The 25,794-nt window shown below is 36.7% G+C and carries 24 protein-coding genes; 7 read left to right on the forward strand and 17 right to left on the reverse strand.

What is annotated here, in order from left to right; translation table 11 throughout:
• Positions 1 to 174 precede the first annotated feature (174 nt).
• Together IGL42_RS07810 and IGL42_RS07815 are read left to right on the forward strand one after the other, a co-directional pair.
• Positions 175 to 783, forward strand: a complete 609-nt coding sequence (locus tag IGL42_RS07810; protein ID WP_002383106.1) for a TVP38/TMEM64 family protein — start codon at positions 175 to 177, stop codon at positions 781 to 783.
• A 100-nt stretch (positions 784 to 883) separates the two neighbouring features.
• On the forward strand, positions 884 to 2,686 hold the full coding sequence (locus IGL42_RS07815; protein ID WP_002364138.1) for a glycerophosphoryl diester phosphodiesterase membrane domain-containing protein: 1,803 nt from the start codon (positions 884 to 886) through the stop codon (positions 2,684 to 2,686).
• Between the two features lie 45 nt (positions 2,687 to 2,731).
• Here the strand turns inward: IGL42_RS07815 and IGL42_RS07820 are convergent, their stop codons facing one another.
• The 5 genes from IGL42_RS07820 to IGL42_RS07840 all read right to left on the reverse strand — a co-directional run bounded on the left by IGL42_RS07820 (position 2,732) and on the right by IGL42_RS07840 (position 7,616).
• Complete coding sequence (locus IGL42_RS07820) at positions 2,732 to 3,418, reverse strand: Bax inhibitor-1/YccA family protein (protein ID WP_002357165.1); 687 nt, start codon at positions 3,416 to 3,418, stop codon at positions 2,732 to 2,734.
• Complete coding sequence (locus IGL42_RS07825; protein WP_002357164.1) at positions 3,411 to 3,896, reverse strand: MaoC/PaaZ C-terminal domain-containing protein; 486 nt, start codon at positions 3,894 to 3,896, stop codon at positions 3,411 to 3,413. The genes IGL42_RS07820 and IGL42_RS07825 overlap by 8 nt, the downstream gene beginning before the upstream one ends.
• A 197-nt stretch (positions 3,897 to 4,093) precedes the next feature.
• Positions 4,094 to 5,431 (reverse strand): UDP-N-acetylmuramate--L-alanine ligase, encoded by a 1,338-nt coding sequence (gene murC / locus IGL42_RS07830; RefSeq protein WP_002357163.1) that lies wholly within the window; start codon positions 5,429 to 5,431, stop codon positions 4,094 to 4,096.
• A 154-nt stretch (positions 5,432 to 5,585) separates the two neighbouring features.
• Positions 5,586 to 6,539, reverse strand: a complete 954-nt coding sequence (locus IGL42_RS07835) for a hypothetical protein (protein ID WP_002360064.1) — start codon at positions 6,537 to 6,539, stop codon at positions 5,586 to 5,588.
• 117 nt (positions 6,540 to 6,656) lie between these two features.
• Positions 6,657 to 7,616: an aromatic acid exporter family protein gene (locus IGL42_RS07840; RefSeq protein ID WP_002360063.1), complete on the reverse strand. Its 960-nt coding sequence runs from the start codon at positions 7,614 to 7,616 to the stop codon at positions 6,657 to 6,659.
• Between the two features lie 102 nt (positions 7,617 to 7,718).
• Here IGL42_RS07840 and IGL42_RS07845 point away from each other — a divergent pair, with 102 nt between their 5' ends.
• Positions 7,719 to 8,330: an FUSC family protein gene (locus IGL42_RS07845; protein WP_002374566.1), complete on the forward strand. Its 612-nt coding sequence runs from the start codon at positions 7,719 to 7,721 to the stop codon at positions 8,328 to 8,330.
• 40 nt (positions 8,331 to 8,370) lie between these two features.
• Here the strand turns inward: IGL42_RS07845 and IGL42_RS07850 are convergent, their stop codons facing one another.
• Together IGL42_RS07850 and yidD are read right to left on the reverse strand one after the other, a co-directional pair.
• Positions 8,371 to 9,252 carry an ROK family protein gene (locus tag IGL42_RS07850; protein WP_002360061.1) on the reverse strand — a complete coding sequence of 294 codons (882 nt, stop codon included), beginning with the start codon at positions 9,250 to 9,252 and terminating at the stop codon, positions 8,371 to 8,373.
• 2 nt (positions 9,253 to 9,254) lie between these two features.
• Positions 9,255 to 9,557, reverse strand: coding sequence for a membrane protein insertion efficiency factor YidD (yidD, locus tag IGL42_RS07855; RefSeq protein WP_010710563.1), 303 nt, complete (start codon positions 9,555 to 9,557; stop codon positions 9,255 to 9,257).
• Positions 9,558 to 9,734: 177 nt separating this feature from the next.
• Between yidD and IGL42_RS07860 the strand changes: the two genes are divergently transcribed.
• On the forward strand, positions 9,735 to 9,887 hold the full coding sequence (locus tag IGL42_RS07860) for an SPJ_0845 family protein (protein ID WP_002357156.1): 153 nt from the start codon (positions 9,735 to 9,737) through the stop codon (positions 9,885 to 9,887).
• Positions 9,888 to 9,903: 16 nt separating this feature from the next.
• Here IGL42_RS07860 and yihA read toward each other — a convergent pair whose 3' ends face one another.
• Both yihA and clpX read right to left on the reverse strand, forming a co-directional pair.
• Positions 9,904 to 10,485, reverse strand: coding sequence for a ribosome biogenesis GTP-binding protein YihA/YsxC (gene yihA, locus IGL42_RS07865; RefSeq protein ID WP_002357155.1), 582 nt, complete (start codon positions 10,483 to 10,485; stop codon positions 9,904 to 9,906).
• Positions 10,486 to 10,582: 97 nt separating this feature from the next.
• The gene (gene clpX / locus IGL42_RS07870; protein WP_002357154.1) at positions 10,583 to 11,836 is read right to left on the reverse strand and encodes an ATP-dependent Clp protease ATP-binding subunit ClpX; all 1,254 of its coding nucleotides are present in this window, start codon (positions 11,834 to 11,836) and stop codon (positions 10,583 to 10,585) included.
• 191 nt (positions 11,837 to 12,027) lie between these two features.
• On the opposite strand from clpX, the gene IGL42_RS07875 reads away from it, so the two are divergent.
• Positions 12,028 to 13,056: a lactonase family protein gene (locus tag IGL42_RS07875; RefSeq protein WP_002357153.1), complete on the forward strand. Its 1,029-nt coding sequence runs from the start codon at positions 12,028 to 12,030 to the stop codon at positions 13,054 to 13,056.
• A 90-nt stretch (positions 13,057 to 13,146) separates the two neighbouring features.
• Here the strand turns inward: IGL42_RS07875 and IGL42_RS07880 are convergent, their stop codons facing one another.
• The 3 genes from IGL42_RS07880 to rihC are packed head-to-tail and all read right to left on the reverse strand — an operon-like array spanning position 13,147 to position 15,978.
• Positions 13,147 to 13,623, reverse strand: a complete 477-nt coding sequence (locus IGL42_RS07880; protein ID WP_002360059.1) for a GNAT family N-acetyltransferase — start codon at positions 13,621 to 13,623, stop codon at positions 13,147 to 13,149.
• A gap of 11 nt (positions 13,624 to 13,634) precedes the next feature.
• Entirely contained in the window at positions 13,635 to 15,008 is a 1,374-nt protein-coding gene (dcuC, locus tag IGL42_RS07885; protein WP_002380409.1) for a C4-dicarboxylate transporter DcuC, read from the reverse strand.
• A gap of 16 nt (positions 15,009 to 15,024) precedes the next feature.
• Positions 15,025 to 15,978 (reverse strand): ribonucleoside hydrolase RihC, encoded by a 954-nt coding sequence (rihC, locus tag IGL42_RS07890; RefSeq protein ID WP_002383111.1) that lies wholly within the window; start codon positions 15,976 to 15,978, stop codon positions 15,025 to 15,027.
• A gap of 146 nt (positions 15,979 to 16,124) precedes the next feature.
• Here rihC and IGL42_RS07895 point away from each other — a divergent pair, with 146 nt between their 5' ends.
• Both IGL42_RS07895 and IGL42_RS07900 read left to right on the forward strand, forming a co-directional pair.
• Entirely contained in the window at positions 16,125 to 18,038 is a 1,914-nt protein-coding gene (locus IGL42_RS07895) for a PfkB family carbohydrate kinase (protein ID WP_010710566.1), read from the forward strand.
• Positions 18,039 to 18,156: 118 nt separating this feature from the next.
• Entirely contained in the window at positions 18,157 to 19,665 is a 1,509-nt protein-coding gene (locus IGL42_RS07900) for a helix-turn-helix domain-containing protein (protein WP_185776369.1), read from the forward strand.
• A 314-nt stretch (positions 19,666 to 19,979) separates the two neighbouring features.
• Here the strand turns inward: IGL42_RS07900 and IGL42_RS07905 are convergent, their stop codons facing one another.
• The 5 genes from IGL42_RS07905 to glpK all read right to left on the reverse strand — a co-directional run bounded on the left by IGL42_RS07905 (position 19,980) and on the right by glpK (position 25,714).
• Positions 19,980 to 20,825, reverse strand: a complete 846-nt coding sequence (locus IGL42_RS07905) for a hypothetical protein (RefSeq protein ID WP_010710567.1) — start codon at positions 20,823 to 20,825, stop codon at positions 19,980 to 19,982.
• The gene (locus IGL42_RS07910) at positions 20,818 to 21,345 is read right to left on the reverse strand and encodes a 5-bromo-4-chloroindolyl phosphate hydrolysis family protein (RefSeq protein WP_002393600.1); all 528 of its coding nucleotides are present in this window, start codon (positions 21,343 to 21,345) and stop codon (positions 20,818 to 20,820) included. The genes IGL42_RS07905 and IGL42_RS07910 overlap by 8 nt, the downstream gene beginning before the upstream one ends.
• Before the next feature lie 286 nt (positions 21,346 to 21,631).
• Positions 21,632 to 22,351 carry an MIP/aquaporin family protein gene (locus IGL42_RS07915; RefSeq protein ID WP_002357140.1) on the reverse strand — a complete coding sequence of 240 codons (720 nt, stop codon included), beginning with the start codon at positions 22,349 to 22,351 and terminating at the stop codon, positions 21,632 to 21,634.
• Positions 22,352 to 22,358: 7 nt separating this feature from the next.
• A complete protein-coding gene (gene glpO, locus IGL42_RS07920) occupies positions 22,359 to 24,188 on the reverse strand; it encodes a type 1 glycerol-3-phosphate oxidase (RefSeq protein WP_002370986.1) in 1,830 nt (609 codons plus the stop codon).
• A gap of 20 nt (positions 24,189 to 24,208) precedes the next feature.
• A complete protein-coding gene (gene glpK / locus IGL42_RS07925) occupies positions 24,209 to 25,714 on the reverse strand; it encodes a glycerol kinase GlpK (protein ID WP_002357138.1) in 1,506 nt (501 codons plus the stop codon).
• Positions 25,715 to 25,794 lie beyond the last annotated feature (80 nt).

Below are 25,794 nucleotides of genomic sequence, written 5' to 3' on the forward strand. Positions count from 1 at the left end.
AGATCAGTGCAGAATGGGTCTTAAGTAGGATGTCTTTTCTGTCTCTTTTTTTGTATAATAAACTTATCAAATGATGTGTATCTTACAACTTTGTTCGTTTGCAGAAAGAACAAACGATGTTTTTTATTGATAAAAAGTTATATACTAAAAGTACGATGAGTATAACTAAAGGAGATGAGAAATGTGAGTGTTACCCTATCTAGAAAAATTGTTAATATTATTTCCATTTTGGGCATTGTTGCAACCATAATTGCAACCATCTATTTTATCCGATTAGGTGTCTTCAAGGACATCAATGCACTAAGAGGACTAGTAGGGCAATCTGTCATTCTCGGTCCGATTATTTTCATGTTAATTCAGATTATTCAAGTGGTTATTCCGATTATTCCTGGTGGTGTTAGCTGTGCTGCAGGGGTCTTGATTTTCGGGCCAACAATGGGCTTCGTCTATAATTACGTTGGTATTGCACTTGGCTCTATTATCATTTTCTTATTAGGTCGTAATTATGGGAAACCATTCATTATGAGCCTTGTCAGTGATAAAACATATAACAAGTATATCGGTTGGTTAGACAATGAAAAACGTTTTGAACGATTGTTTGCTTTAGCAATTTTCTTCCCGATTGCACCGGATGATGCGCTTTGTTTAATGGCCGGTTTAACAAAAATGTCTGTGAAAAAATTTACTCTGATTATTTTATTAGCAAAACCTGCTTCTATCTATTTATATAGTCTTGCGTTAATTTATGGCGGTACATTTTTAACTAGCTTACTGGGAATGTAAAATAAATAAAAAAGCGAACGGACTAAATCAAAACTCTGCCTGTGTCAGTTTGATTTAGTCCTTTTATTATGGAATTTTGGTAGAAACTGGGGGACTTTTGATGTTTAGTTATTTTAAAAATAGTATTGTGAATACGCTAGATTTTCTTAAAGGGACAACGGCGTATTTTCGCGATGTGCTCTTGATGCACGGATTTATGTTATTCGTTCTATTGCCTTTATTGACAAGTTTGTCCAAATTGGTACTCAAAGAAGGTGGGATTGATTATATTTCCTACGATAACTTAGGGGCAATTGCTACGCAACATCCCTATGTCCTTTTGACTTTTCTACTAATTGGGCTGTTAATTTTACTGGCGCTCTTTTTTGAATTTACCTTTTTATTGCTTAGTGTTTATTTTATTAAGAAAAAGCAACCAATTACTCTAACGCAATTATTGCACGGCACCTTGCTTCAGATCAAAAAAGTTCGAGGAATTACCTTTCTGTTTTTCCTGGCATATTTCTTTTTGATTTTACCATTAAGTGGGTTAACCTTCCGCTCTTATTTATTAACAAGAGTTAAGATTCCAGCCTTTATCTTAGATTTTATTTTTGCAAATCGCGTCATTATTATTATTGGTTTCGTATTGTTAGAGCTGATTATCTTATATTTAGCGATTCGACTTGCTTTTGCCCTCCCAGAGTTGATTTTACGTGATGTTGGTTTTCGTGAGTCTTTAAAACGTAGTTGGCAAATTACAAAGCGGCGCTTTTTCCAGATTTTAGGGCAATTTATTATCATTGGAGGAACTGTTTTAGGGATTTTTACGGCTGGCTATTTCTTGATATTTTTAGGTCAAACCGCCGTCGAAACGTTTAAACCTGAGTGGTCTTTACCTAGCGCTGTCATCGCTATGACACTCCTTCAGGTTATGATGCTCTTAAACTTGGTGTTGTCTAGTGTTGCTATTTTTTACATTATTGTTGATGATATGGAAGATGAAGGGATTTTGCCTGACACGCCAGAATGGTTCACCCCGAAATCAGAGGTTCGGGTAGAATGGACCACCTTCAGAGTCGTTCTTTTTTGTTTGATTGCAATCATCTTCGGAATTGGTGTAGGCACCTATAATACGAATTACCTAAGTCATACACCTGACCGAAAACCGGTTACCATCTCCCATCGTGGTGTTAATGGTAACAATGGCGTTCAAAACACCTTGGACTCTTTAATCGAGACCAATAAGGCAAAACCTGATTATGTTGAAATGGATATTCAAGAAACCAAAGACCATCAATTTATTGTCATGCACGATTTTAATTTACGGGCGTTAACGGGCGTTAATAAACGACCGAATCAATTAACACTTAAAGAATTAACGAATATGAATGTCACAGAAAATGGTCAAACTGCTAAAATGGTTTCTTTCGATGATTATTTAGCCAAAGCCAATCAATTAAAACAACGTTTATTAATTGAAATCAAAACCACGCCTCAAGATAGCCCTGATTTAGTACAGCGCTTTGTCAAACAATACCGTGAAAATATTTTAGAAAACGGCCATATCCTTCATACCTTAACCTATGATACGGCGATGGCCTTAAAGAAAGAAGAACCACGCTTTTATGTAGGCTACGTTATTCCTTTCAACATTGTGGGACCGCCTAAAATGCCAGTTGACTTTTTTACTATGGAATACAGTACAATGAATCGTAACTTTGTAAATGCCGCTCATCATGACGGGAAAAAGGTTTATGCTTGGACAGCAAATGATGAAGATGTTATGACGCGAATGATTTTTTATGGCGTCGATGGCATCATTACCGATCAACTCAGTCTACTGAACGAAACAATGAAAACCGATTTAGAAAATCCAACATACTCCGATAAACTGTTGAATTTCGCTATTGGAATGGGTTAAAAAAAGAGCCAATCTGCTGAGCAGATTGGCTCTTTTACGTTCATGTTAGTTGTTTTTACCAAAAATTCTTAAGAAAGCTAAGAATAAGTTGATGAAGTCAAGGTATAATTGTAATGCGAAGAAAACGGCCATCCCAGTACCTGCTTGATCACCTGTTTGCGCATAGACTTGGCGAATACGTTGGTTATCATAAGCAGTAATCCCTGAGAAAATTAGGACCATTAAAATGGAAATAAAGAATTCTACAGCATTACTGTGTAAAAGGAACATATTTAGCAACATCGCAATGATGATTCCGATTAAGGCACTATAAGCGGCATGACCAACTGCTGATAGGTCTTTCTTCGTAAAGACACCTACTAATGACATCGCGCCAAAGGTAGCTGCTGCACTTAAAAATGCGCCGGCCACTGTTCCACCAGTATACATTAATAACGTCACGGATAAAGTGACACCATTTAATAATGCATACGCAACAAATCCTGCAATCGCAATGGTTGGATTCTTCTGTGCTTTTGCGCCTAGATATAAAACTAAGCCAATTTCAACAAGCCAAATCATCCAAAAAGCTAAGCTTGATTGGAATAAAGTAGCTAGAACAGGTAAAAAGACAGTTGTCATTGCATAAGCCATGATTGCGCTAATACCAATTCCTAACGCTAAAAATCCGTAAATTTTGGCATAAAATTTATTCAAACCTGTGCCAGTTTGGATATACTCTTGATTATTCATAAGTTAAAGTCCCTTCTTTCTCTGTTAGTTCATCAATCGTCACTTGGGGTGGTTGAACCATCACCACTGCATCTAACACGCGATTTTCTTGCTCATTAACAGCCTCAACTGAAATGGTAATCACATCTTTCATTTTGTCGACTTTGATTACTTCTAATTGGAAAGTCAATGTTTCGTAATGAAAAACGGGTTCCACAAAGTTCACAGAGAAATTCACAACATGTGAACCTGGTCCTGGTAAATGTTTTGAAATCGCACTAGTGATAATTCCCATCAGCATAATTGATGGTACGATTGGTTTTTCATATTCTGTTTTTTGGGCATAATCATGTTGGATATATAAAGGATTCGCATCATTGGTCAAGCCCAAGTAAAGTAATAAGTCCTTGTCTTCAATTGACTCTGTCAAGGACAACGAATCTCCCTCTTCGATATCTTCGATGGTTTTGCCTAATTTTCTCGGTTTTCCGATATTCAAATTAGTACACCTCCGTTATTGATAAGATAATTGTACCAAAATGTACTTAAAAGGCAAGCTAAAAAGTAGTCTTTAAAGGATGTTTAAACAAAACCAACTTATCTGCCATGCTAGATTTTAAAAACAAACAACGGAACAGGAGCAGCTTCTTATTTTTTGAAGCCAGATACCCCTGTCCCGATTTTGTTTATGTTCTCTTATAAAACGTTTCTAGTTGTGTTACTTAGTAATGTTTCGTAAGCTTGTTCAAATTTCTGAACGTCGCCAGCACCCATAAAGACCACCACTGCATTTTCAAAATCTAGTAAAGGTGACACATTATCTTCGGTAATTACTTGTCCACCTTTTTGAATTTTTTCACCTAAATCTTCAATGCGTACCTCGCCTTGTGTTTCACGCGCAGAGCCAAAAATATTACATAAGAATACTTCATCTGCCAAATCCAGTGCTTCAGCAAATTCATCCATTAAGGCAATTGTTCGTGTAAATGTATGTGGCTGGAAGACAGCAATAATTTCTTTGTCAGGATATTTTTGGCGGGCGCCATCAATCGTTGCTTTAATTTCAGCTGGATGGTGCGCATAATCATCAACAATAATCATGTCACTGACTTTTTTCTCGCTAAAACGACGTTTTACACCTTTAAAACTTAGCATTTCTTCTGCGACTTTTTGCATATCAAGTTTTTCAAAATAAGCCACAGCAATCACACCTAGCGCATTCATGATATTGTGATGGCCAAATGCTGGTAAGACAAAATGACCTACAAAATCATCCTTGTGATAAACATCAAAAGATGAGCCTTCCGTTGTTCGTTGAATATTTCGGGCTTGGATATCATCCTCTTCGCTGACGCCATAATAATAAACTGGCACTTCTGATTCTAACTGGCGAAGATACTTATCATCACCATAAGCAAAAATTCCTTTTTTGACTTGATGAGCCATTGTTTGGAACGCTGAAAAAACGTCCTCAATGCTCTTGTAGTAATCTGGATGATCAAAATCGATATTCGTCATAATCGCATAATCTGGTGAATAAGCCAAGAAATGACGGCGATACTCACACGCTTCAAATGCAAAGAAATCAGCATCTGGTTCGCCGTGGCCAGTGCCATCCCCTATTAAATAACTAGTTGGATTGATACCACTTAATACATGTGCTAGCAAACCAGTCGTACTTGTTTTCCCGTGTGACCCTGTTACAGCAATGCTTGTATACGGTTCGATAAAACGAGCAATGAAATCGTGGTAACGAATTACTTCTGCGCCTAATTCGATGGCGCGGGCGATTTCCTCATGGGTATCTGGAAAAGCATTTCCAGCAATAACAATCATGTCTTTATCAATATTATCTGCATTAAATGGTAAAATAGGGACACCTGATTTTTCAAGATCCCGTTGTGTAAAGAAATACTCTTCTACGTCTGATCCTTGAACGTTGTAGCCTTTTTGGTGTAAGACCAACGCTAATGAGCTCATGCCAGAACCTTTAATTCCGACAAAATGGTATAATTTGTTCTCTTGATTTCCCATTATAATCCTCTTCTCTGTCACTATATAAAACATACCTTTTTTAAAAAATTTTCAATCATACGAGATTCATTATCGTATAAAACAAAAAAATAATCAACTATTAAAACAGAATAAAAAACTTACATGTTTCAAATCCACATGCAAGTTTCATCTCTTAACTAAAATATTTACTGTTTTCTAATACAGAACTTGAATCTTCTAGCATCCCACTTAATGGTTTATCCAAGATGCCCTTTTTCTTCTCTTCTGTCACAGGTGCTTCAGGCTCCACTTGAGCATTCGCTTTAGCTAATTTTTTCCCATAAGCAGTTTGACTTTTAGCATTTTTCTTTGCAGCATTCAAACGGGAACGCGAACGTAAATCCAACGCATCTTCGCCAAAACGTTCTAAGTCTGGTTTGATTTGTTGATATTGTCGTCTAGTTAAAGGAATCTCAGGTTCTGAGGTTGGAATATTAAACTTCCGCACCGTTGGATCTTCTTCCGTATCTTTCACTTGAAAAGCCGTTGGTTCATCATCAAGAATGACATATGAACGCCGATCTTTTTTCATTGCTTTTAGCAACTCTTCTTCAGTAAAACTAGGTTCCTGTTCCTCAGGAATCACAGAAGCCGGGATATATTTAGGAACAAAATAAGAAGGTGTCGTTTTCTGCACTAATGGTGATGCGGCAGGTCTACTTGGTTTCGCTACGACTTCTTTTTTTTTATACGTTTGTGTCCAGCCATTTCCTTTTGGCGTCCCAAAAAGGCTATTATTTTTTTTCGTTGCTTGTTTATTTTTCGTTGCTTTACTAGCATGTTTTGTGTAGTCTGGCAAATTAGAACGATGACGTGCTAATTGCTCTTGTTGTGCTGCCGTTAATTGTTGTGTTTGTTTATTTGTAGTTGATTGATTCGTTGTTGGTTGTTGGACGGATGGTGTGCTTTGTCTAGTATCTTCGGCAGATGTTGCAGTTCTTCTGCTACCAGACATTGCTTTACCAATCAGATCATCTTGAAATAAGTTACGTTCATTATCTGTTGGTAATTTTACGCCCTGTTCATCATCATATGCTGGAAAACGGAAATGTTTTCTCTTCACTTGAGCATTATCCATTGCGGTCATTCCTTTTATTTTTCTTTCTCATTAGTTTAACACATTCTCAATGAATACTAAAGAACTTGCCTGAATTTTTAAGAGAACAAAAAAAGAAACCTCCGTTTAAAAAGGTTTCTTTTTTGTTTATTTATCTAGTTGTAATTTGGCAAAGTCCGCTTTGACTTGAATGAATGACTGAAACAATTGTAAAAACTGAAAGAGTCGCGCCCGATTTTCAAATTCACTTCTTGTTTGCGGTAATGGTTTTGTGCGATAGGTTTCATAAACGGTCTTAATTCGATTCATAATTTCTTGTCCATCATTATTCTCTGCAAATGTTTCTGCCGTATATTCCAATAATTGTTGAATATAGCGAACTTGTTGCGCATCAACAGTAATATCTTCTAATAATTCCAACATGTTTTTTAGAATATTACTTTGCATTTTTCTCATCGCAAAGTACTCTAAATAGTACGTATTGGTAGACAGCAATTGATTCTCGGCATGATTTTTGGCCCACGTCTCGCCTGTGCGAATAAAGGTTTTTAAATCTGCACAATGCATGACCAAATTTCGCTCTCCTGCAGCGTTGTTTAAATGTAACGCCATTTCCCTTAAAATTTTACGAAACATTGTTTCAATGACTTCTTGGTCTTCTCTTAAACGTTTTTCTGTATCAGGCATATAAGAATTAGCTAATAACGCTAGTCCCACACCAATACTCATTAATAAAAACTCATTTCCAATAATCGCCCAAGAAAGATTTTTTTCGACTAAATAATGAGTTACCAAAACGGAACTCACAACAATCCCATCAGATAATTGAAAATACACAGCTGCTGGAATAAATAATAACAAAAAAATACCAAAAGCAATCGCTGTAAAACCTAAAAAAGTAAAACAAATATACGCTAAAATAGTTGCTAAAGCTAAGGATAACAAACGATAAATTCCTGTCATGACAGATGTTTTTTTCGTGCTAGTAACACTTAAAACTGAAATAATCCCTGCCGAAGGGGCATAAAGTAATCCCAGTTTTTCCGCAATAATCATTGCTAATGCAGCGCTAATGGCTGTCTTGACTGTTCGTAAACCAATTTTCATGCATACTCCCCTTAAAAAATAATAATTCTTCACTTTTCTCTAGTAATTTTACCTCTATTTCGGTTATCATTAAAGAGAAAAGTTATTTAGGAGCGAATATTTATGATAGTGGGTCGATTTCGTTTAGGCATGCGAACGTTAAAAACAGCAATTGCTGTCATGCTGTGTATTCTTTTATTTCAATTTTTCCATCGTGGCTCACCTATGATTGCCTGTTTAGCAGCTGTTTTTTCGCTAAGACAAGATTTAAATACCAGTTTGTCTTTTGGAAAATCGCGCATTATTGGAAACACATTGGGTGGCTTTTTAGCTTTGCTTTATGTATTAGCACAAGATTATTTTCCTAATCAACACTTAGTAGAATTACTGCTACTACCACTTTTAGTCATTATCGTCATCGTTGTTTCTGATGGGATTAATAACAATGCTGGGATCATTTCTGCAACTGCGACACTTTTAATGATTTCTTTAAGTATTCCGCAAAGCGATTCCTTTCAATATGCAATGGAACGTGTGTTGGATACATTCATTGGGACCTTTATAGCGATTGGTTTAAACGTCTTTTTACAACCTAAGCCAGCAGAAGAAGCCCATGAAATTTCTGAAGATTTAGCTGAATTAGAAAAGAAAGAAAAAGAACTAGAAACTTTACGCCAACAAGTTCAAGCGCGGATTGCTGCAGAAGAAAATACTGACGACAAGGCAAATAAATAAAGAAACAGCCGATTGAAGAGAACAACAATCGGCTGTTTCTTTATAGTTCCCAATTCGTTTTTGCTTGAAAGTTGGCGGCTGCGCCAATCAAGTTGGCATCATTTTGATAATGGCAGGTCACGATTTCTGGAACAAAATCTTTTAATTCAAAGGTTTGTAAATGCGTTAGCATCCGGCGATTAATCTCTGCTAATAAGCCTTCTTTAGCAGAAACACCGCCTCCGAGTACAATCATTTCAGGATCATAAGAAAACTGTAAGCCGAATAATCCTTGTGTTAAATAATCATAAAAATTATTGACTTCTTCGCGAGCAATCTCATCCCCTCGTTGTGCCAGTTCAAAAACTTCTTCTCCTGTCACCGCCTGTTTTTCGACTCCAATTCGTTCACAATAGCGCTGAGCCATTTTGACAGCTGTGCCAATTTCACTGAATGTTTGGCCATTACTTAAAAAGTTCAGTCCAAACTCGCCTCCATATAAATGAGCGCCTTTGTACAATTCACCATTGCGAAAAATCGCTCCGCCAATTCCTGTCCCAATAACGACAAAAAGCACTTCTTTTTTCCCTTTCGCCGCGCCTTCATATATCTCAGCTAAACCAGCACAATTCGCATCATTTTCGATAGTCACTGGTAAGCCAAACAACGCTTCTAATTCTTCATAAATGTTAAAATGATGAATATATGGAATGGCGGAAATCCCTAAAATCTGTTGACTTTTTTCGTCAACTACTCCAGGTGAACTAAAAGCAACACCACTAATCGACTCATTTCTTTTGTCTGCATAAACCGAATATAAATGCGCTTTCATTTCTTCCCAAGAGCCAGGTGTTGGAAAGCTCCCTTGATTTGTTAATTCTTTGCCTGTCCAAACGCCGTATTTCACGGAAGAACCGCCAAGATCAAATGCTAAAATTGCCATATTTATCCATCCTTTTCTAATTCTGTTTTCTTATTTCTTCGATACGTATACGGTCCATGATAGGTCTCATCAGGATTTTTCGTCAAGCGAAATTTCAACGGAACATAGTCAATGCCGCCTTTAACAAAAGGATGACATCGTAAAATCCGTGCTACCCCCATCGTTGTTCCTTTGACACTTCCATGTGTATGAATTGCATCAATCATATATTGTGAACACGTTGGGTAATAGCGACAACGTGCAGGCAATCCTGGAGAAATAAATCGTTGATAAAAACGAACACCGCCGATTAACGGATTTTTCATAAAGTGCCTTCTTTCTAACTAATTCTTACTAAAGAATAGCTTGTTTTTTCATGTTTGGCAAGTCTTAGTTACGAGAAATTACACCAGGTGCACCTATGACGAATTCTTACATTTCTGTTGCTATCCAAATGAAAAAAAACGTGCTACACTATAAAAAAAGGAATGGAGGCTTAGTAAATGGGATTAAAATTTGAACGTTCCAATGACTTAGATAAACTCTTCGATTCTTTCGCCGTTGATCCATTAAAGAAAGAAGTACCTCTTGAAGAACTGGCAAAACAACGACAAGAAGTAAAAAAAGAAGAAGCAAAAAAACAAGCAAAAGAGTAATTTTGCTTGTTTTTTTCTATAGAAACTTTTCAATTGCTGTCCAAGCTGCTTCTTTTCCTTCTTTTGTTTCAGAAGAGAAAATAATAAAGTCATCTTGTTTATCAAAATTCAAGGCTTTTTTGATGACACTCTCGTGTTTGTTCCATTTGCCCCGCGGAATTTTGTCTGCCTTAGTTGCCACAATAATAACTGGCAAATCATAGTATTTCAAAAATTCATACATTTGGATATCATCTTGGGTCGGCGGATGACGTAAATCAATTAAAGAAACGACTGCACGTAATTGCTCACGTTGCGTGATATACGTTTCAATCATTTTTCCCCACTTCGCACGTTCTGTTTTAGAAACTTTGGCATAACCATAGCCAGGAACATCCACAAAGTGTAAGGCATCCTCAATTAAATAAAAGTTTAGCGTTTGCGTTTTACCAGGTTTACCTGAAGTTCTTGCTAAATTTTTACGATTAATCAAGGTATTAATAAAAGATGATTTCCCAACGTTCGAGCGTCCAGCTAAAGCAATCTCCGGTAACTGAGATTCAGGATATTGTTTAGGGGATACCGCACTAATCACGATTTCTGCATTATGTACGTTCATTGTTTTCCTCCGTTCTTCTGTTCAGTCTTTCATTCAAAAGCTTAACAAAAACAGCTCTTTCGGAGATCCGCCGAAAGAGCTGTTTTCAGCTTCAATCTTATACAGCTTCTTTATCTTTTTTGTTATAAATAATTGTTGGTTTACCGGTACCTTCAGCGGCCATTTTAGTAATGATAACTTTTTCAATGCTTTCATCTGAAGGAACATCAAACATTACGTCCATCATAATTTCTTCAATGATTGAACGAAGTCCCCGTGCGCCAGTATTACGTTCAATGGCTTTGGCTGCGATGGCTTTTAATGCTTCTGGTTCAAATTCTAATTTAGTGTCATCAAGAGACAATAATTTTTGATATTGTTTCACCAAGGCATTCTTCGGTTCTGTTAAAATTCGAACCAAATCATCATTCGTTAATTTATCAAGCGCAGCCATTACAGGTAAGCGTCCAATAAATTCTGGAATTAAACCAAATTTCAATAAATCTTCTGGAATAATATGTTGCATGATGCTTTCTTCTTCATTTAAAGCAGAATTAGTTTTACCAAAACCAATAGTTTTTTCGCCTAAGCGGTTTTTAACAATGGTTTCAATTCCATCAAATGCTCCACCAACGATGAAGAGAACATTCGTTGTGTCAATTTGGATAAATTCTTGATGTGGATGTTTACGGCCCCCTTGTGGTGGTACACTTGCAACTGTTCCTTCAAGAATTTTTAGTAAAGCTTGTTGAACACCCTCACCTGAAACATCTCGAGTAATCGAAACATTTTCACTCTTACGGGCAATTTTATCAATCTCATCAATATAGATAATGCCCTTTTCCGCGCGTTCAACATTATAGTCAGCAGATTGTAGTAATTTTAAAAGGATGTTTTCAACATCTTCCCCTACATAACCTGCTTCTGTTAAACTGGTCGCATCAGCGATTGCAAAAGGTACATTTAATGTTTTTGCTAACGTTTGAGCCAAGAAAGTTTTACCTGAACCTGTTGGTCCAATTAAACAAATGTTACTTTTTTGCAATTCAACGTCATCTTGAGTTGCAGCTGTTTCTGATTGATTTACACGCTTATAGTGATTGTAAACAGCAACAGAAAGTGTGCGTTTTGCACGTTCTTGTCCAATAACATATTCATTTAAAACATTTAAAATTTCTTGGGGTTTTGGCACATCCGTTAATTCTCGGACTGCTTCATCATAAAATTCTTCATCAATAATCTCTTTACATAGATCAATACATTCATTACAAATATAGACACCCGGACCAGCAACAATTTTTTTTACTTCTTCTTGTGTTTTCCCACAAAATGAACAACGAACGGTCCCGTTATTATCCGTATTGTCGTACATGTTCGTCACCCCTCTAAAAATCAAAAAATGACTGTCATCACAGTCTCTCATCATAATAGCACAAACCACTTTAAAATGCGAACATCTCAGATAGAAAGTTTTATTGTTCTTAGACTTCTTATGGTATACTACATTATATAAAAGCACTTTCATAAAAAGTGATTGTGTTGAAACAAATTGGAGGAATTGTGATGTTAGAACAAATTTTACTAGGTACCTATACTCGAAGAGCCAGCCAAGGCATTTATAAAATTGCATTAGATACGACACAAGGTCGTTTAACAGAAGCGACACTTTTGTTAGAAGAAACGAGTCCTACCTATCTTGCTCTGAGTCAAAAGGGCGAACTTTTTAGCGTCACTAGTGTTGACGGTGAAGGTGGCACTGCCGCTTATCAACCAGAAATGGACCATTTTAACTTATTGAATAAAGTAACTGAGGAAGGTGCGCCGCCATGTTATGTAGCTGTTGACGAAAACCGACAACTTGTCTATGCAGCAAATTATCACCAAGGTATCGTTCACGTGTATCGTATCTTAGAAGATGGTTCTTTGGAAGATGCTGACAAAGTGATTCATACAGAGCCAACTGGTCCTCATGAAAACCAAAACAATGCCCATGTTCATTACACAGATTTAACGCCTGATCAACGCTTAGTCGTCTGTGATCTAGGAACCGATCGTGTGTATACGTATAATGTTAGCTTAGATGGAAAGCTTTCTGAGATTGCTCAATTCGTGACTGAGCCAGGGACTGGTCCACGTCATTTAGTGTTCCACCCAACAAAATCATTGGCTTATTTATTTGGTGAATTAGATAGCACTGTTTCAGTTCTTTCATATGATGAAACAGATGGTTCTTTCACTGAATTACAAAAAGTTTCTACTTTACCTGCTGATTATGATGCGTTTAATGGTGGTGCTGCGATTCGTATTTCTTCTGATGGCCGTTTCCTTTATGCTTCAAACCGTGGCCATAACTCAATTGCTGTCTATGCTGTTTCAGAAAATGGCGAAGCGATTGAACGAATTCAATTAATTTCAACAGAAGGCGATATTCCGAGAGATTTTGATTTAGATCCTTCTGAAGATTTCATCGTTGTCGCTAATCAAGACTCTGATAACTTAACACTTTATCGTCGGAACCAAGAAACAGGCTTATTAGAAATGATTCAAAAAGATGTTGCTGTTCCCGAATGTGTTTGTGTTTTATTTGTATAATTAAGTTGACTATTTCCTTGAAAAATAACAGGAGTCAGATGCTAATTAATGTTTGCATCTGACTCCTGTTTTCTTATTTTAAACGATGGATTAGTTCTCCAATTCTTTAACGTATAAATAAAAAGAGCCAAAGTCTAAGCGATTCATTTGTAAAGATTCATGAATTTTTGTGAACCCTTTACTTTCGAAAAATCGAATCATTCTATGGTTTGTATGATTAGTTTGAGCATACATTTTACGTCTTCCTTCCCAGACTGCTCGTTTCTCCAATTCATGGAACAACAAACTGCCATAACCCTTGGCAATATAATTAGGCGAAGTTGCAAAGCGCTTTAACCAAACAAAGTCTTGTTCCTGCTCCATACATAACGTTGCCATTGAAAAAATCATTTCTTCGTGCACTAGCAAATATAATCGTTTTTTTGTAATGTCTTCTTGGATATCTCCTTGAGAAGGATAGTCCTTTGTCCACTGTGTAATGCCCACAACATCCATATATGCCTTTACTTCTGTTAAAAATTGAAGAATCATCGGTAACTCTTTCTCATCAGCCACTCTAATTTTCATTGTTTATTCTCTTAATAAGGTAACAATAGAATCGATAAGACAATCACACTAATAATGCCAATGATGGTCGGTACACTCGTCCGTTTTAAAATTCTGATGGGACTAACTCCTACTGTTGATGCGACAATCATGACAACTGCTGCTACAGGAGAAATCGTTCTAGTTAAATTCGCAATCATCTGCATTGGCAAGGAAATTAAAATACCATCAATCCCAGCTTTTTCAGCAATCCCAGGAATTAGTTCGATAACCGCATAAAACATTGCCAGTCCACCACCGCTTAAAATTCCAAAAAGGGTCGTTGCACCGCTGAAAATTAAGGTCGTGACAATTCCTGCTGAACTTGATGCTTCGACAGATGCCATAATACTATCAATAATTCCTAACGTTTGAATCGCAGACGTGAACAATGAACCGCCTACGACAAGCATCACAACTTGACTAAACCCTTGCCCCATTCCTTTAAACATCTCGACAGCCGTATCTTGAACCTTTTTAAAAGATTTCAAGCGAAGCGTCTCAACCAATACAGCAATGAAGAAAGAAATAAATGTAAGAACAAAAATATCCATCGTTATTCCTTTAATAAACATTCCTGCGATTCCCACTCCAACAATTAATAATAGCGGTAATATTGGCAATATTGCATAAAATTTAGGAACATCAAATTCTTTTTGTTTGCTTAAGCCCTCTTCATTTAATGAAACATAGGCAGCCTCACCTTCTTTTTTATCGCAGTATTTTTGCCAGAAGTACTGTGCAACCGCAATGATTAATAACGATGGCAGCGAAATTTTGGCATTCCATACAACATAATTTAACACATCATAACCAAGGGTATTTGCGGCGATTACGTTATCCGCGCCTAAAGGTGTTGGCATGATAGTTGCCGTCATTGCAATCACACCTGCAGCAGTTAATGATGAAATCCCCATGCTGGCTAGCATCGGATATAATATAGACATTAAAATAATCGCTAAACTTGATGCACTAGGAACTACTAGTGACATTAAATTTCCAATTAAAAAGACCACAGGGACAAATAACGATTTACGTTTAATCTTCATTAATGGTTTCACCAAAAAGTTGACAGCCATCTGATTGGCCCCGATTGCATTCATATAGCCTGAATAACCAAAAAGAATCATAATTACAATTCCTGCTGAACTCACTTGTGCAATAATTGTATCTTTAAACTTCAAGAAAATATCAAATAATCCAAAACCGGTTCCTTCTCCTGCAGGATAAATGGGATGTCCTAACATCCATGCACATGCAAGTAGAACAAGCGCACCAATAATTAAGCTGAGTGCGGGATGATAATTTTTTACAATCAAATAGGCTACAACAATTAAAACGACCAACACCAATAAACTTTCAATCATACTTATCCTCCTTCAGTTAATTAACCGCTTTCATTTTTTCGACAACCCATTTTTGAAAAGCTTCAACATTTACATCTATACAGGCAACGGCATTCGTGTTTTTATGATACTTCATTTTTAAATCCGCAACAGTAGCTCCCGCAGCTGGACCTTCCAAAGCAACTTCAATGAACGTTTCAGTTGTCTCAAATAATTCTGGTGAAGTTAAATAGGCAATCGCACAGACATCATGCATTTTCAAACCTGTAGTTAGACTGCCGCCTCTATAATGACGGAAAAGACCATAAAACATTTCCCCAACTCTACCAAGCGCTCTGATGGCTGTTACTTCATGATTCGTTAACACAGCTTGACTTGTAACATCTAATCCTACCATTGTTAGCGGGACACCTGATTGGAAAACAATTTGTGCAGCGTGTGGATCGACATACGTATTAAATTCGGCACTTGTATTTGTATTTCCCCTTGCTAATGAGCCACCCATCATGACGATTTCTGCAATATTTTCTTTGACTTCTGGATAGAGGGTCAGTAACAAAGCAATATTCGTTAATGCAGCAATTGGAACAATGGTCAAAGGAACATCACTAGACAGAATTTCTTTTCGCATAGCTTCCACTGCATGAATATCTAAACACGTAGAGATAGGTTGCGGAAACTCAAAGCCATCCATGCCAGTCTCCCCATGAATCTCAGCAGAATCTTCCAATTGAATAAGTAACGGACAATTACACCCCTTGGCTACAGGAACCTTTTTCCCAAAAAAATCGACAAGTTTCAAGGCATTATTTGTTGTTTTTTCTACATCTACATTCCCTGCAACCGTCGTTATTAAGCGAACTTCTAGGTTAGGATGATTCAGTGCAATCGCTAAAGCTACAGCATCATCAATTCCTGGGTCCGTATCAATAATGATCGGTCTTTTCTTTGTATCCATTTTTCTTCCTCCATTCACATTTAGGAAAAACATTTCCGGAAACGTTTTCTTAACTCGAGATTAACAGCGCTTTCATTAAAAGTCAAGCAGAATTTCTAAATAATAAATAATTAGGCTTTTTCTTGACTTTCTGCTTTTAGAATGCTTACTATAAAAAAGAGTTCAGTGAAAGGACGAAAATGATGAATATTAAAGATATTGCAAAATTAGCTGGCGTTTCCGCTTCAACTGTATCCAAAATTATAAATAATAAAGATCAAACTATTAGTAAAGAAACCCGTGAGCGTGTCTTAAAAATCGTTCGAGATTACAACTACACACCTTACTCAGCAAATCTCGTCACAAATAGTACTACAAAAACCTTCGTGTTATTATTAAATAGCCATGAAACTTTTGAGGCTTGGGTAACGAGCTTTATTGATAAAGCTCAAGAAAATGGCTATAGCTGCTTGATTTTAAATAGTCACGGTAGTTTAGAACAAGAACTGAAAAATATTACCTCGCCAACTTTAAAACAAGCCAGCGGCATTATTTGGGACCCAATCAATGAAAACAGTAAACAATACGCGAAATTTATAGAAGAATTAACGATTCCTTATTATTTTGTCAATCACTCAACTAACGAATTGCCTTCTCTAGCGAGGCTTTATGAAGAAGCTAGTTATGTTTTAACCCGAGAATTATTACAGAATAACCATAAAAAAATTAGTTATTTCGTCACTAACCAAAAATATAAAGAAGCAATTATTGCAGGCTATAAAAAAGCCTTATTTGATGTCAATTTACCCTTTAGTAAAGAAAATATTTTAACTACTATCCCTGCTGATTTCAGTAATCAGCTTATCACAGATGGGATTACGGGTATCCTTACCGATGACTATACCCAAGCTGTTTTTTTGGAACAGCTTTTAAAGCAGAGCGGTTTGCGAACCCCCGATAATTACTCTTTACTCGCAATTAAGCGAAAAATTGATCGTTCATTTTTACCTGATCATATTTCTTCCGTCTTATTAGATACAGAGACGTTTGGCAGCCAGTTAGCCTTATCATTGCTTAACAAACGCAAAGAAAAAACAGCCTTGATTAATGAGGCTGAAAAATTGGTGCTAGATCACAAAAATACATTAGGCATGTCTAGTGTTAATCCACATAGCAAAATGATTGTAGTGGGTAGTTTAAACGTTGATAATTATCTGTATTCAACAAATTTACCACATAACGGCAAAACAAATTTTTTGTCTAGCTATGCTAAATTCCCCGGCGGAAAAGGATTAAATCAAGCTGTTGGCTTAACCAAACTGGGCCATCAGGCCACCTTAATTGGTTGTTTAGGCTCAGACACAGATGCGAATTACTTATATAAAGAATTAGAAAAATACCACGTTACGACAGATGGTATCACACGTATTCAAGATACTGAGACTGGTCAAGCTTATATTTATGTTGAGACAAGCGGCGACTCCATGATTTCAATCTTACCTGGTGCAAACACAGCGCTTACGCCTAAAAAAATCGCACAGCAAAAACACCTATTTATGGATGCCAGTTTTTGTCTCATTCAAACAGAAATTCCTTTGTCTGCTGTAGAGAAAGCTTGTGAAATTGCCCAACATTCAGGCGTACCGATTATTTTAAAACCAGCTGCTATTCATCATATTCCAGTGAATATACTAGAAAAGGTTGATTTTTTCATTCCCAATGAAGATGAATTATTGGAACTTCAACCAGATACTGGTACATTAGAAGAGAAAGCGGCGTACTTCTTAGAAATGGGCGTAAAAAATGTCATTGTTACTTTAGGAAAAAAAGGCGTGTTATTAAAAACACCCCAAGTGTGCCGCTATTTCCCTGCAACAGAAAATATAGCTGTGGATAGTACTGGTGCCAGTGACAGCTTTATCAGCGCGCTCGCCTCCTATCTTTCGAAAGGTTATCCGACTGAAGCAGCCATTCAAATAGCAATTCAGGCTGCAGGATTTTCAGTTTCTAAAGAAGGGGTGATTGATTCTTTAGTTGATCACGTCACTTTGGAAAATTATTTGATAAAAAAAGAACCCGCTCTTTTTGCTCATCGTAACACCTGTGTCGACTGACACAGGTGTTTTCCTGCTGAATATCTTGTTATTTTCTCATAAACCAATGAGAATTGTTCTTTTTTATTACAATTTATTAGGCGAACTATTATAATAAAAGAGAAGTTATTACTAAGGAGTGAGTCTCATCAAAACACAAGATGCCATAAAAACATTTTTACTTTCAAAGAAAACACAAAAAAAATTGGCTGTCTTTTTATACTTAGCAAAACAAACAAACCTTGATTTATCTAGTGTTGCCCGAAAATTCGATCTTTCTACTAAAAATTTATCAATTTATCTTCGTGAAATTCAAGAAGACTTAGCAACCCTTCCTGAAAATACCTTAGAGATTCAGATCCATCACGGAAAAATTTCATTACATACGACTTCCAATGATTTTCTTTCCCACTATTTTTTATTATTTAATTATTACTGTGTCCATTCTACTGACTTCATTCTTTTTCAAGCAATTATCAAAAAAGAAAACAATTCTGTCTGGAAAGTGAGTCAAGAAACTAATTTTAGCTCATCTTACATTTACAAACGGTTAAATAACATTAATAAACTATTTGGTTTGTATGGAATTTCCGCCCATTTTTCCCCCTCGGCGAGTAAAGTGATTACAGGTTCTGAATTTCAAGTTCTATATGCTTTTCTTGATGTCTACTGGACCATCTTTTTAAATACCTTAGCCTTACCACGTTATACCTCTACTTATTTTGAAGATATACTGACGCAACATATTAAACCAGAAATTCTTGAACGCTTGGAACACGCTTCTCTACTAAAATTAAATTTACTTTTACACATCGCAAAATATCGCTTTCCATATACTTGTGAAGATGATCTCCAAAAAGAATTTGAAGAACATCCTTATTTAAGGCTTTTCTCAGACTCAAAACAAACTATTTTTTGTTCCCAATCAAATTTTTCAGAAGATCAACAGCGGGTTGTAGATATCATTGCACCCATTGCCATTGATAATTTTGATTCAGCAAAACGAGCCAAAGATTTACTGGCTGCTCTAAATGAAATTTCTTGCCCAGAATATTTCTACGTTGATTCTTTATTAACCAATTTTTGCGAAGTTTTTCAAATTCCAAAAATGCGTGAATTTGATCGTCATTACTTCTTACTTATTTTATTTAAAAATATTATCTATAACCAATTATTTATTTCACAGCAACCAAATACCGCAATTCTAGATTTTTTAGTCAATAAAAATAGTACTTATCAAAAAGATTTACAGAAAGAAATTTATGCTTTTTATCAAAATTTTTCAGCGCATTCCTCTTATCAGTTAAGATTTAAGGATCAGGAGAACCCAATTTGGACATGTGAATTGTTGTTACGAATTTATAAGCACTATAGTCCCCGCAAAAAAATTAAAATTGGTGTTGCCTATTCTCGCGATTTTTACATTGCTAGCTTTATTATGATGAAAATCAAGCAAGCATTTAGTGAGGATATTATTTTTGAACGAACCGATTTTTCTAGTTGTGATATTGTGATTACTGACTATCCCTTATTTGATTTACCAAAAGAAATAGACCGAATTTACATTTTAGAAGAAGAATTAACCCGAGAAGATTGGGAACTAATTTTCAGTAAAATAAGTATCGCCATTTTTGATTTGCAATATTAAAACAAACATCAAGCGCCAACCTGTCTCACCAGCCATAATGAAAACAAGCAACCTACAAACCACTTCTGCCAGTTTTAGTCTGACAGAAAATAGTTTGTAGGTCGCTTGTATATTGCTGTTCTTTTCTACGTTACCTTCAAAGACAATCTAGTAAGTGGGTACACGTCGTACTTCAGTCCTTAAAGTGCTACGCTTCCACCGCTGATCAGTTTTTAAGCCTGAGACGAAGATCCAAAGTGTTTTTTGTCTCAGGCTCTTACATTTTTTCAACAAAGGTATTGCTAGGCGCTACTTGAAGCTGAAAACTATTTTCTCTATCGAGATTCCTCATCAGTAGACTCAAATTTAAAACTTTTTTCTATAAAAGCGACTTCTTTTGCGTATGTTTTTACAAAAGAAGAATAGTCTTTGGGATCTTTGACCTTTTCCAATTGGTCAACAGAGACTTCTGATTCAAATCCTGTTCCATCTTTAAAGAGATAATATTTTGAGATGTCTGTATATCCTTGATTCCGTTTTAAAATATAGCCGGTTTGTACATCAGCAATTTTATCAATTGGGTATGCTTTGATAAACTCTTTACTTGTATCCAAATAATCAGAAAGACTGTTGACAAGATTGCCAGAAAGGTACATACCTGCCGATGTATAATAGTCTCTTTTTTCATAAAAACTGATATTGCCTAGATATTTTGTATCTGGATACTCCTCTGTAGAAGGTAAAATTAAAAAGTTCTTTCCGCCACTGGTTTCAATATCGGCATCGCCGATAATTTCTATTTGATAGCCTTGATTAAATAAAAGTTTATTTTCTTCTATTGTGACTTTTAGTGGTTTTTCTAAATCAACAGGTCCAGTTGTGGTAAGTCCAGCTTCTTTTAAAGGATAAACATCTTCTGATGAAGCGGAGTAATCCCAATAATCATCTTTCTCCGCAAGATCAATATATACTATAAAGCCAATTGCTACAGCAATGCCTATCCAAATAATTTTTTTGTTCTTTTTTTGTTTTTTCTTTTTTTTCGTCTGTGGTTTTACCACTTTTTTATTTGGGTTAGGAAGTTGCTTTACTGTGTCTGTTCTTGTGACAGGAAAAAACGACCATTTTGGCTTTTGAAAAAGCGCATCATATGTATCATAAAAATTCTTTTGTTTAGCCATTTTTTCTCTCCACTAATTTTTTTGATAAGGCAATTTCCTCAGATGCTTCGGAGACTAATTTTTCGTAATCATCTGTGATACTTTCCGACAACACTCGTATGGTACTTAAGATACCATTGGTTGCAAGTGTTATTTCTTCTGTTGACAATTTATCTTCTTTAATGCTTAAAAACCGTTCTGATGCTCGTAAAATCTCTGGTACCTTATGATATAAAAAATCACTAAAATGAGTAATTGCTTCTGGATACTTCACTAAGTGTTTAAAGATGCCCTTAGCGGAAGCAACACCCAGTTCTACTTGTTCAATTTTTTTTAAATTTCGTGACTTATTCGTTAGTTCGTTTAAATAAATAATTTGTTTTTTTAATTCGTCCATAATTCTTTGGTACATCTCTAGGTCACTGTCCGTTAGATGGTGCGTCGTTTGATATTTTTTTAGATTTTTTTTATAACGGAAATACGTACGACCATTTCTATAAATAACCCAACCAATGTACCCAGTCCCCACTAACAAAACCATTATCCCATTCAAATCATTTACTCCTTTTTAAATTAGTATATATTACTGAATAACACACTGTCCAGCTTAAAATTGACAAATAAGTATGAAATGTTACTCCCCCACTTACTTGTGCACTTTTATTGTATCATATAGGAAAATTGTTCTGTTCCGCATTTGGACAAATTGTCTAAATGTCTAAGGGAATCTTTTTTGGTTTAATATGTAGCAAAAAACACTTGCAAGAATTGATTACTTCTCACAAGCGCTTTTTATTGTCTAAAACAACTATTTACATTTCATTTTATTAAATAGTGAATAAATAAATTACTGCAGCTAATGAAGCACCTAAGATAGGTCCCACAATTGGCACCCAAGAATAAGCCCAATCGGAATCACCTTTTGTTTTCACAGGAATAATTTGGTGCGCTAAACGAGGTCCTAAATCACGTGCAGGGTTAATTGCATAACCTGTAGGTCCGCCTAATGATAGACCTAGTCCTAAGACCAAAATCCCAACAAGCATTGGGTTAATGCCAGCCGCTAAGTCGTTTTGAGAAAAGGCTAGTAAACCAAAAACCAAGACAAATGTGCCGATAATTTCTGTTAAAACATTGGCTGGATAGTTACGGACAGCTGGACCAGTGGCGAAGGTTCCTAAAATAGCACCTTTGTCTTCTGTAATGTTCCAATGGGGTAAATAAGCTAACCAGACAACTAAACCACCAATAAAACCGCCTAGGACTTGAGCTACGATATAAGGTAAAACCATGCCCCATTCAAAGTTTCCAGTAATTGCCATCGCAACTGTTACAGCAGGATTTAAATGCGCTGGACTCATATACCCAGACATGTAAACAGCTAATGTAACAGCAGCGCCCCAACCTAAAGCAATAACGACCCAACCAGAAGCAAAGGCTTTACTTTTCTTCAAGTTAACTGCGGCACAGACGCCATCCCCTAGTAAAACTAAAATCATCGTTCCGAAAAATTCACCGAATAATTGTGTCATCATCGAAGTTCCCATTTTTTCTTCACCCTACTTTCAAATTTTTTAAATCTGATTCTTCAATTACTTTTTCTAATGTTTCAATGTGTCGTGCTCTTTCTTCCGCTGTCCACTGATAATGCTGTGCCATTTCTTCAATGACTCCCGCTTTCACTTGGTCCAAACGATCACGCATAAATAATAAGTGGTTGGTCCGTCGCAATAAAAAGTCGACGGGTGTTAAAGCCATTTCTTCTTCCATCGCATAGTTTAAAGAGACAGTTTCTGTTAAGGTTAAACCAGGAATTACTTTGGCATCATCAATCATTTCAAAAACAGTTGGTACGTTGGAGCCATATAAATGAGCTAAGTATAATGCATCCTTTTCACTTAACCCTTTAGACACGCCATGTTTTGCCAACGCTTCTAATTCTTCGTCTACCGTTGCAGGGTTCAATTTCCCGCCTGAAACTGGATAGTTTTTAGAATCAATTAAGGTGAATTCTTTCTGGTATTCTTCTGCTAAGATGGTTTGAATCATTTTCATCGCACCTTCTGCCATTTTACGATAATCTGTTAATTTCCCACCAGCCAAAGTGAGCAAGCCATCCGCTGATCTTTCCAATGAGCTGCCTCGAGAGACAGCTGAAGGATTGACTTTATTTTCCACCAAACTGTCTTCCAGATGGTTTAGGACTTCTTCAATTTCTCGTTTATCTGTTTGATTTTTTTGGTATCTGTCAACGACATCAATGACTTCATCAATACTTTTATCTGAAAGTTTGCCATTGTTTCCCCCATTATAATCTGAGCCACCGTTAGCAGAAATTAAAGGTCGTAAGCCAGCCCAGCTGGCTTCGATATCATCAATTGTTAATTGCACCTCTGGATAACGATTATTGACTACTTCCAATAGGTAATCCACATCACTTTGTTCTACTGTTGGATGTTGAAAGTCTCCATGGTAATCTGTATCCGTCGTCCCAAAATATGTTTTTTCTTCTCTTGGAACAACGAAGACCATGCGGCCATCTTGTTTACCTGTATCAAAATACGTTGGTTGAGGAACATTTAAACGGCTTTTGTCGACAACTAAATGAACCCCTTTGGTTGGACGCATTTGTGGTGTAAATGAATCATTTTTGTCTAAGCCTCTTAATTTATCTGACCAAGGACCAGTAGTATTAATCACAACATCTGCGTGAATCTCAAACTTTTCGTCAGTTAGTAGGTCCTTTGCTTGAATGCCAGTAATTTTACCTTCATCATTGTATAAAAAGCCCACCGCTTGAACCCGACTCACAGCATGTGCCCCGTCAGCTACTGCTTGTTTAATATTTTCAATAACTAAACGAGCATCATTATTTCGGTAATCTAAATAAACACCGCCACCTTGTAGACCTTCACTTTTTAGTTGTGGCTCACGTGCCAAAACCTCGTCTTTTGTCAACAGATAGTTGGCGTACTTGGTACCTGTTACATCAGCTAACTGATCATATAAATCCATTGCTATTTTGACAGAAAATAGATTAAATGTTGCATTTGGCTCATCATAAATCGGCAATAACATGGGATCCGCTTTAGGGATGTGTGGCGCAATGGATTGAACGACGGCTCGTTCTTTCACTGTATCTGCCACCACCTCCACGTCAAACGTTTTCAAATAGCGGATACCACCATGAACTAATTTGGTTGATCGTGAAGAGGTGCCCTCTGCGAAATCCTGCATTTCAATTAACCCTGTCTTCATTTTAGCGGCACTGGCTTGCAGGGCAACGCCTGCGCCAGTAATGCCACCACCAATAATTAAGACATCTAAGTGTTGTGTTTTTAAAGCGTCGATTGATTGTCGGCGTGTTTCTATTGAGAAAGTCATAGAAAATTCCCCTTTTCCATTTACTTATTTTTACGTTTGAATTGTTGGGTAGCTGCTACTGCTTGTTGCCAACCTTCATATAAATCTTCTCGTTCTTCTTCCGCCATAATTGGTTCAAATTGTTGTCCTTCTTCTTGGAATGCTTTGATTTCTTCTAAGTCTTTCCAGAAGCCAACCGCTAAGCCCGCCAAGAAAGCTGCGCCTAAGGCCGTTGTTTCTAAGTTATGGGCTCTTTGAACAGCAGTGTTTAAAATATCTGCTTGGAATTGCATCAAGAAATCATTGTTTGCTGCTCCACCATCTACTTTTAAGACAGGAATGTCTATGCCTGTATCTTCTTTCATCGTGTCAATAATGTCACGAACTTGATACGCAACTGCTTGAAGTGTCGCTTTGACAAAATCTTCTCTCGTGGTACCACGTGTCAATCCAAAGACAGCCCCACGCGCTTGTGAATCCCAATATGGTGCGCCCAAACCAGTGAATGCCGGAACCACATAAACTTCATTGTGTCCTGTTGACGCTTTGGCTACTGCTTCAGATTCCGCAGCCGTTTGCAACATTTTTAAGCCATCTCGTAACCATTGAATCGCTGAACCAGCCACGAAGATACTTCCTTCCAAGGCATAATATACTTTGCCGTTAATGCCATAGCCAATAGTGGTAAGCAGATTATTTTTAGAAAGTTGAGGTTCTTCGCCAGTGTTCATGACAATAAATGAGCCTGTTCCATAGGTATTTTTAACCATCCCAGGTTCAAAGGCCATTTGACCAAATAAAGCGGCTTGTTGGTCACCAGCCATCCCAGCGATAGGAACTTCACTTCCGTAAAAATGGTAATTTTTTGTTAGTCCATACACTTCAGAGTTCGAAACGACTTTCGGTAACATCACTCGTGGGATATTTAAAAGATCCAAAATTTCTTGATCCCAATCTAAATCATGGATATTAAACAACATCGTCCGACTTGCATTTGAATAATCAGTGACATGAGTATCTCCCGTTAATTTCCAAACGAGCCAAGTGTCAATTGTTCCAAACATCAATTCTCCATTTTCTGCACGTTCTTGCGCACCTTCTACGTGATCTAAGATCCAACGAACCTTCGTTGCTGAGAAATAAGCATCAATGATTAGCCCAGTTTTTTCATGAATCATTTCGCTGTAGCCATCTTCTTTTAGTTGATCAGCAATAGGTGTCGTTTGGCGTGATTGCCAAACAATTGCGTTATAAATGGGTAACCCAGTTGCTTTGTCCCAAACAACGGTTGTTTCCCGTTGGTTTGTAATCCCAATTCCGGCAATATCTGTAGGTTTCACTCCTGACTCAATTAAAGAACCTGCAATAACGGATTGAACAGAATTCCAAATTTCATTGGCATTATGTTCCACCCAGCCTGCATTAGGAAAATATTGAGTAAATTCCTTTTGTGAACTACCAATTTTGTTTCCTTTTTTATCAAAAATAATTGCACGAGAACTAGTCGTTCCTTGATCAATCGCCATAATGTATTTTTCTTCTGCCATGATAATTCCTCCTAAACGTTTTTGAAATCGTTTTCTTTATGTCCCTATCTTACAAATAAAAGAATAACTAAACATGTCAA

This window comes from Enterococcus sp. DIV0712 (assembly GCF_050554855.1).
GTDB lineage: Bacteria > Bacillota > Bacilli > Lactobacillales > Enterococcaceae > Enterococcus > Enterococcus faecalis.

Excerpts from the sequence above, each read along its gene's own strand:
- IGL42_RS07810 (WP_002383106.1), top strand. The coding sequence starts at position 175 with ATGAGAAATGTGAGTGTTACCCTATCTAGAAAAATTGTTAATATTATT.
- IGL42_RS07815 (WP_002364138.1), top strand. The coding sequence starts at position 884 with ATGTTTAGTTATTTTAAAAATAGTATTGTGAATACGCTAGATTTTCTT.
- IGL42_RS07820 (WP_002357165.1), bottom strand. The coding sequence starts at position 3,418 with ATGAATAATCAAGAGTATATCCAAACTGGCACAGGTTTGAATAAATTT.
- murC (WP_002357163.1), bottom strand. The coding sequence starts at position 5,431 with ATGGGAAATCAAGAGAACAAATTATACCATTTTGTCGGAATTAAAGGT.
- IGL42_RS07835 (WP_002360064.1), bottom strand. The coding sequence starts at position 6,539 with ATGACCGCAATGGATAATGCTCAAGTGAAGAGAAAACATTTCCGTTTT.
- IGL42_RS07840 (WP_002360063.1), bottom strand. The coding sequence starts at position 7,616 with ATGAAAATTGGTTTACGAACAGTCAAGACAGCCATTAGCGCTGCATTA.
- IGL42_RS07845 (WP_002374566.1), top strand. The coding sequence starts at position 7,719 with ATGATAGTGGGTCGATTTCGTTTAGGCATGCGAACGTTAAAAACAGCA.
- IGL42_RS07850 (WP_002360061.1), bottom strand. The coding sequence starts at position 9,252 with ATGGCAATTTTAGCATTTGATCTTGGCGGTTCTTCCGTGAAATACGGC.
- yidD (WP_010710563.1), bottom strand. The coding sequence starts at position 9,557 with ATGAAAAATCCGTTAATCGGCGGTGTTCGTTTTTATCAACGATTTATT.
- IGL42_RS07860 (WP_002357156.1), top strand. The coding sequence starts at position 9,735 with ATGGGATTAAAATTTGAACGTTCCAATGACTTAGATAAACTCTTCGAT.
- yihA (WP_002357155.1), bottom strand. The coding sequence starts at position 10,485 with ATGAACGTACATAATGCAGAAATCGTGATTAGTGCGGTATCCCCTAAA.
- clpX (WP_002357154.1), bottom strand. The coding sequence starts at position 11,836 with ATGTACGACAATACGGATAATAACGGGACCGTTCGTTGTTCATTTTGT.
- IGL42_RS07875 (WP_002357153.1), top strand. The coding sequence starts at position 12,028 with ATGTTAGAACAAATTTTACTAGGTACCTATACTCGAAGAGCCAGCCAA.
- IGL42_RS07880 (WP_002360059.1), bottom strand. The coding sequence starts at position 13,623 with ATGAAAATTAGAGTGGCTGATGAGAAAGAGTTACCGATGATTCTTCAA.
- dcuC (WP_002380409.1), bottom strand. The coding sequence starts at position 15,008 with ATGATTGAAAGTTTATTGGTGTTGGTCGTTTTAATTGTTGTAGCCTAT.
- rihC (WP_002383111.1), bottom strand. The coding sequence starts at position 15,978 with ATGTTTTTCCTAAATGTGAATGGAGGAAGAAAAATGGATACAAAGAAA.
- IGL42_RS07895 (WP_010710566.1), top strand. The coding sequence starts at position 16,125 with ATGATGAATATTAAAGATATTGCAAAATTAGCTGGCGTTTCCGCTTCA.
- IGL42_RS07905 (WP_010710567.1), bottom strand. The coding sequence starts at position 20,825 with ATGGCTAAACAAAAGAATTTTTATGATACATATGATGCGCTTTTTCAA.
- IGL42_RS07910 (WP_002393600.1), bottom strand. The coding sequence starts at position 21,345 with ATGGTTTTGTTAGTGGGGACTGGGTACATTGGTTGGGTTATTTATAGA.
- IGL42_RS07915 (WP_002357140.1), bottom strand. The coding sequence starts at position 22,351 with ATGGGAACTTCGATGATGACACAATTATTCGGTGAATTTTTCGGAACG.
- glpO (WP_002370986.1), bottom strand. The coding sequence starts at position 24,188 with ATGACTTTCTCAATAGAAACACGCCGACAATCAATCGACGCTTTAAAA.
- glpK (WP_002357138.1), bottom strand. The coding sequence starts at position 25,714 with ATGGCAGAAGAAAAATACATTATGGCGATTGATCAAGGAACGACTAGT.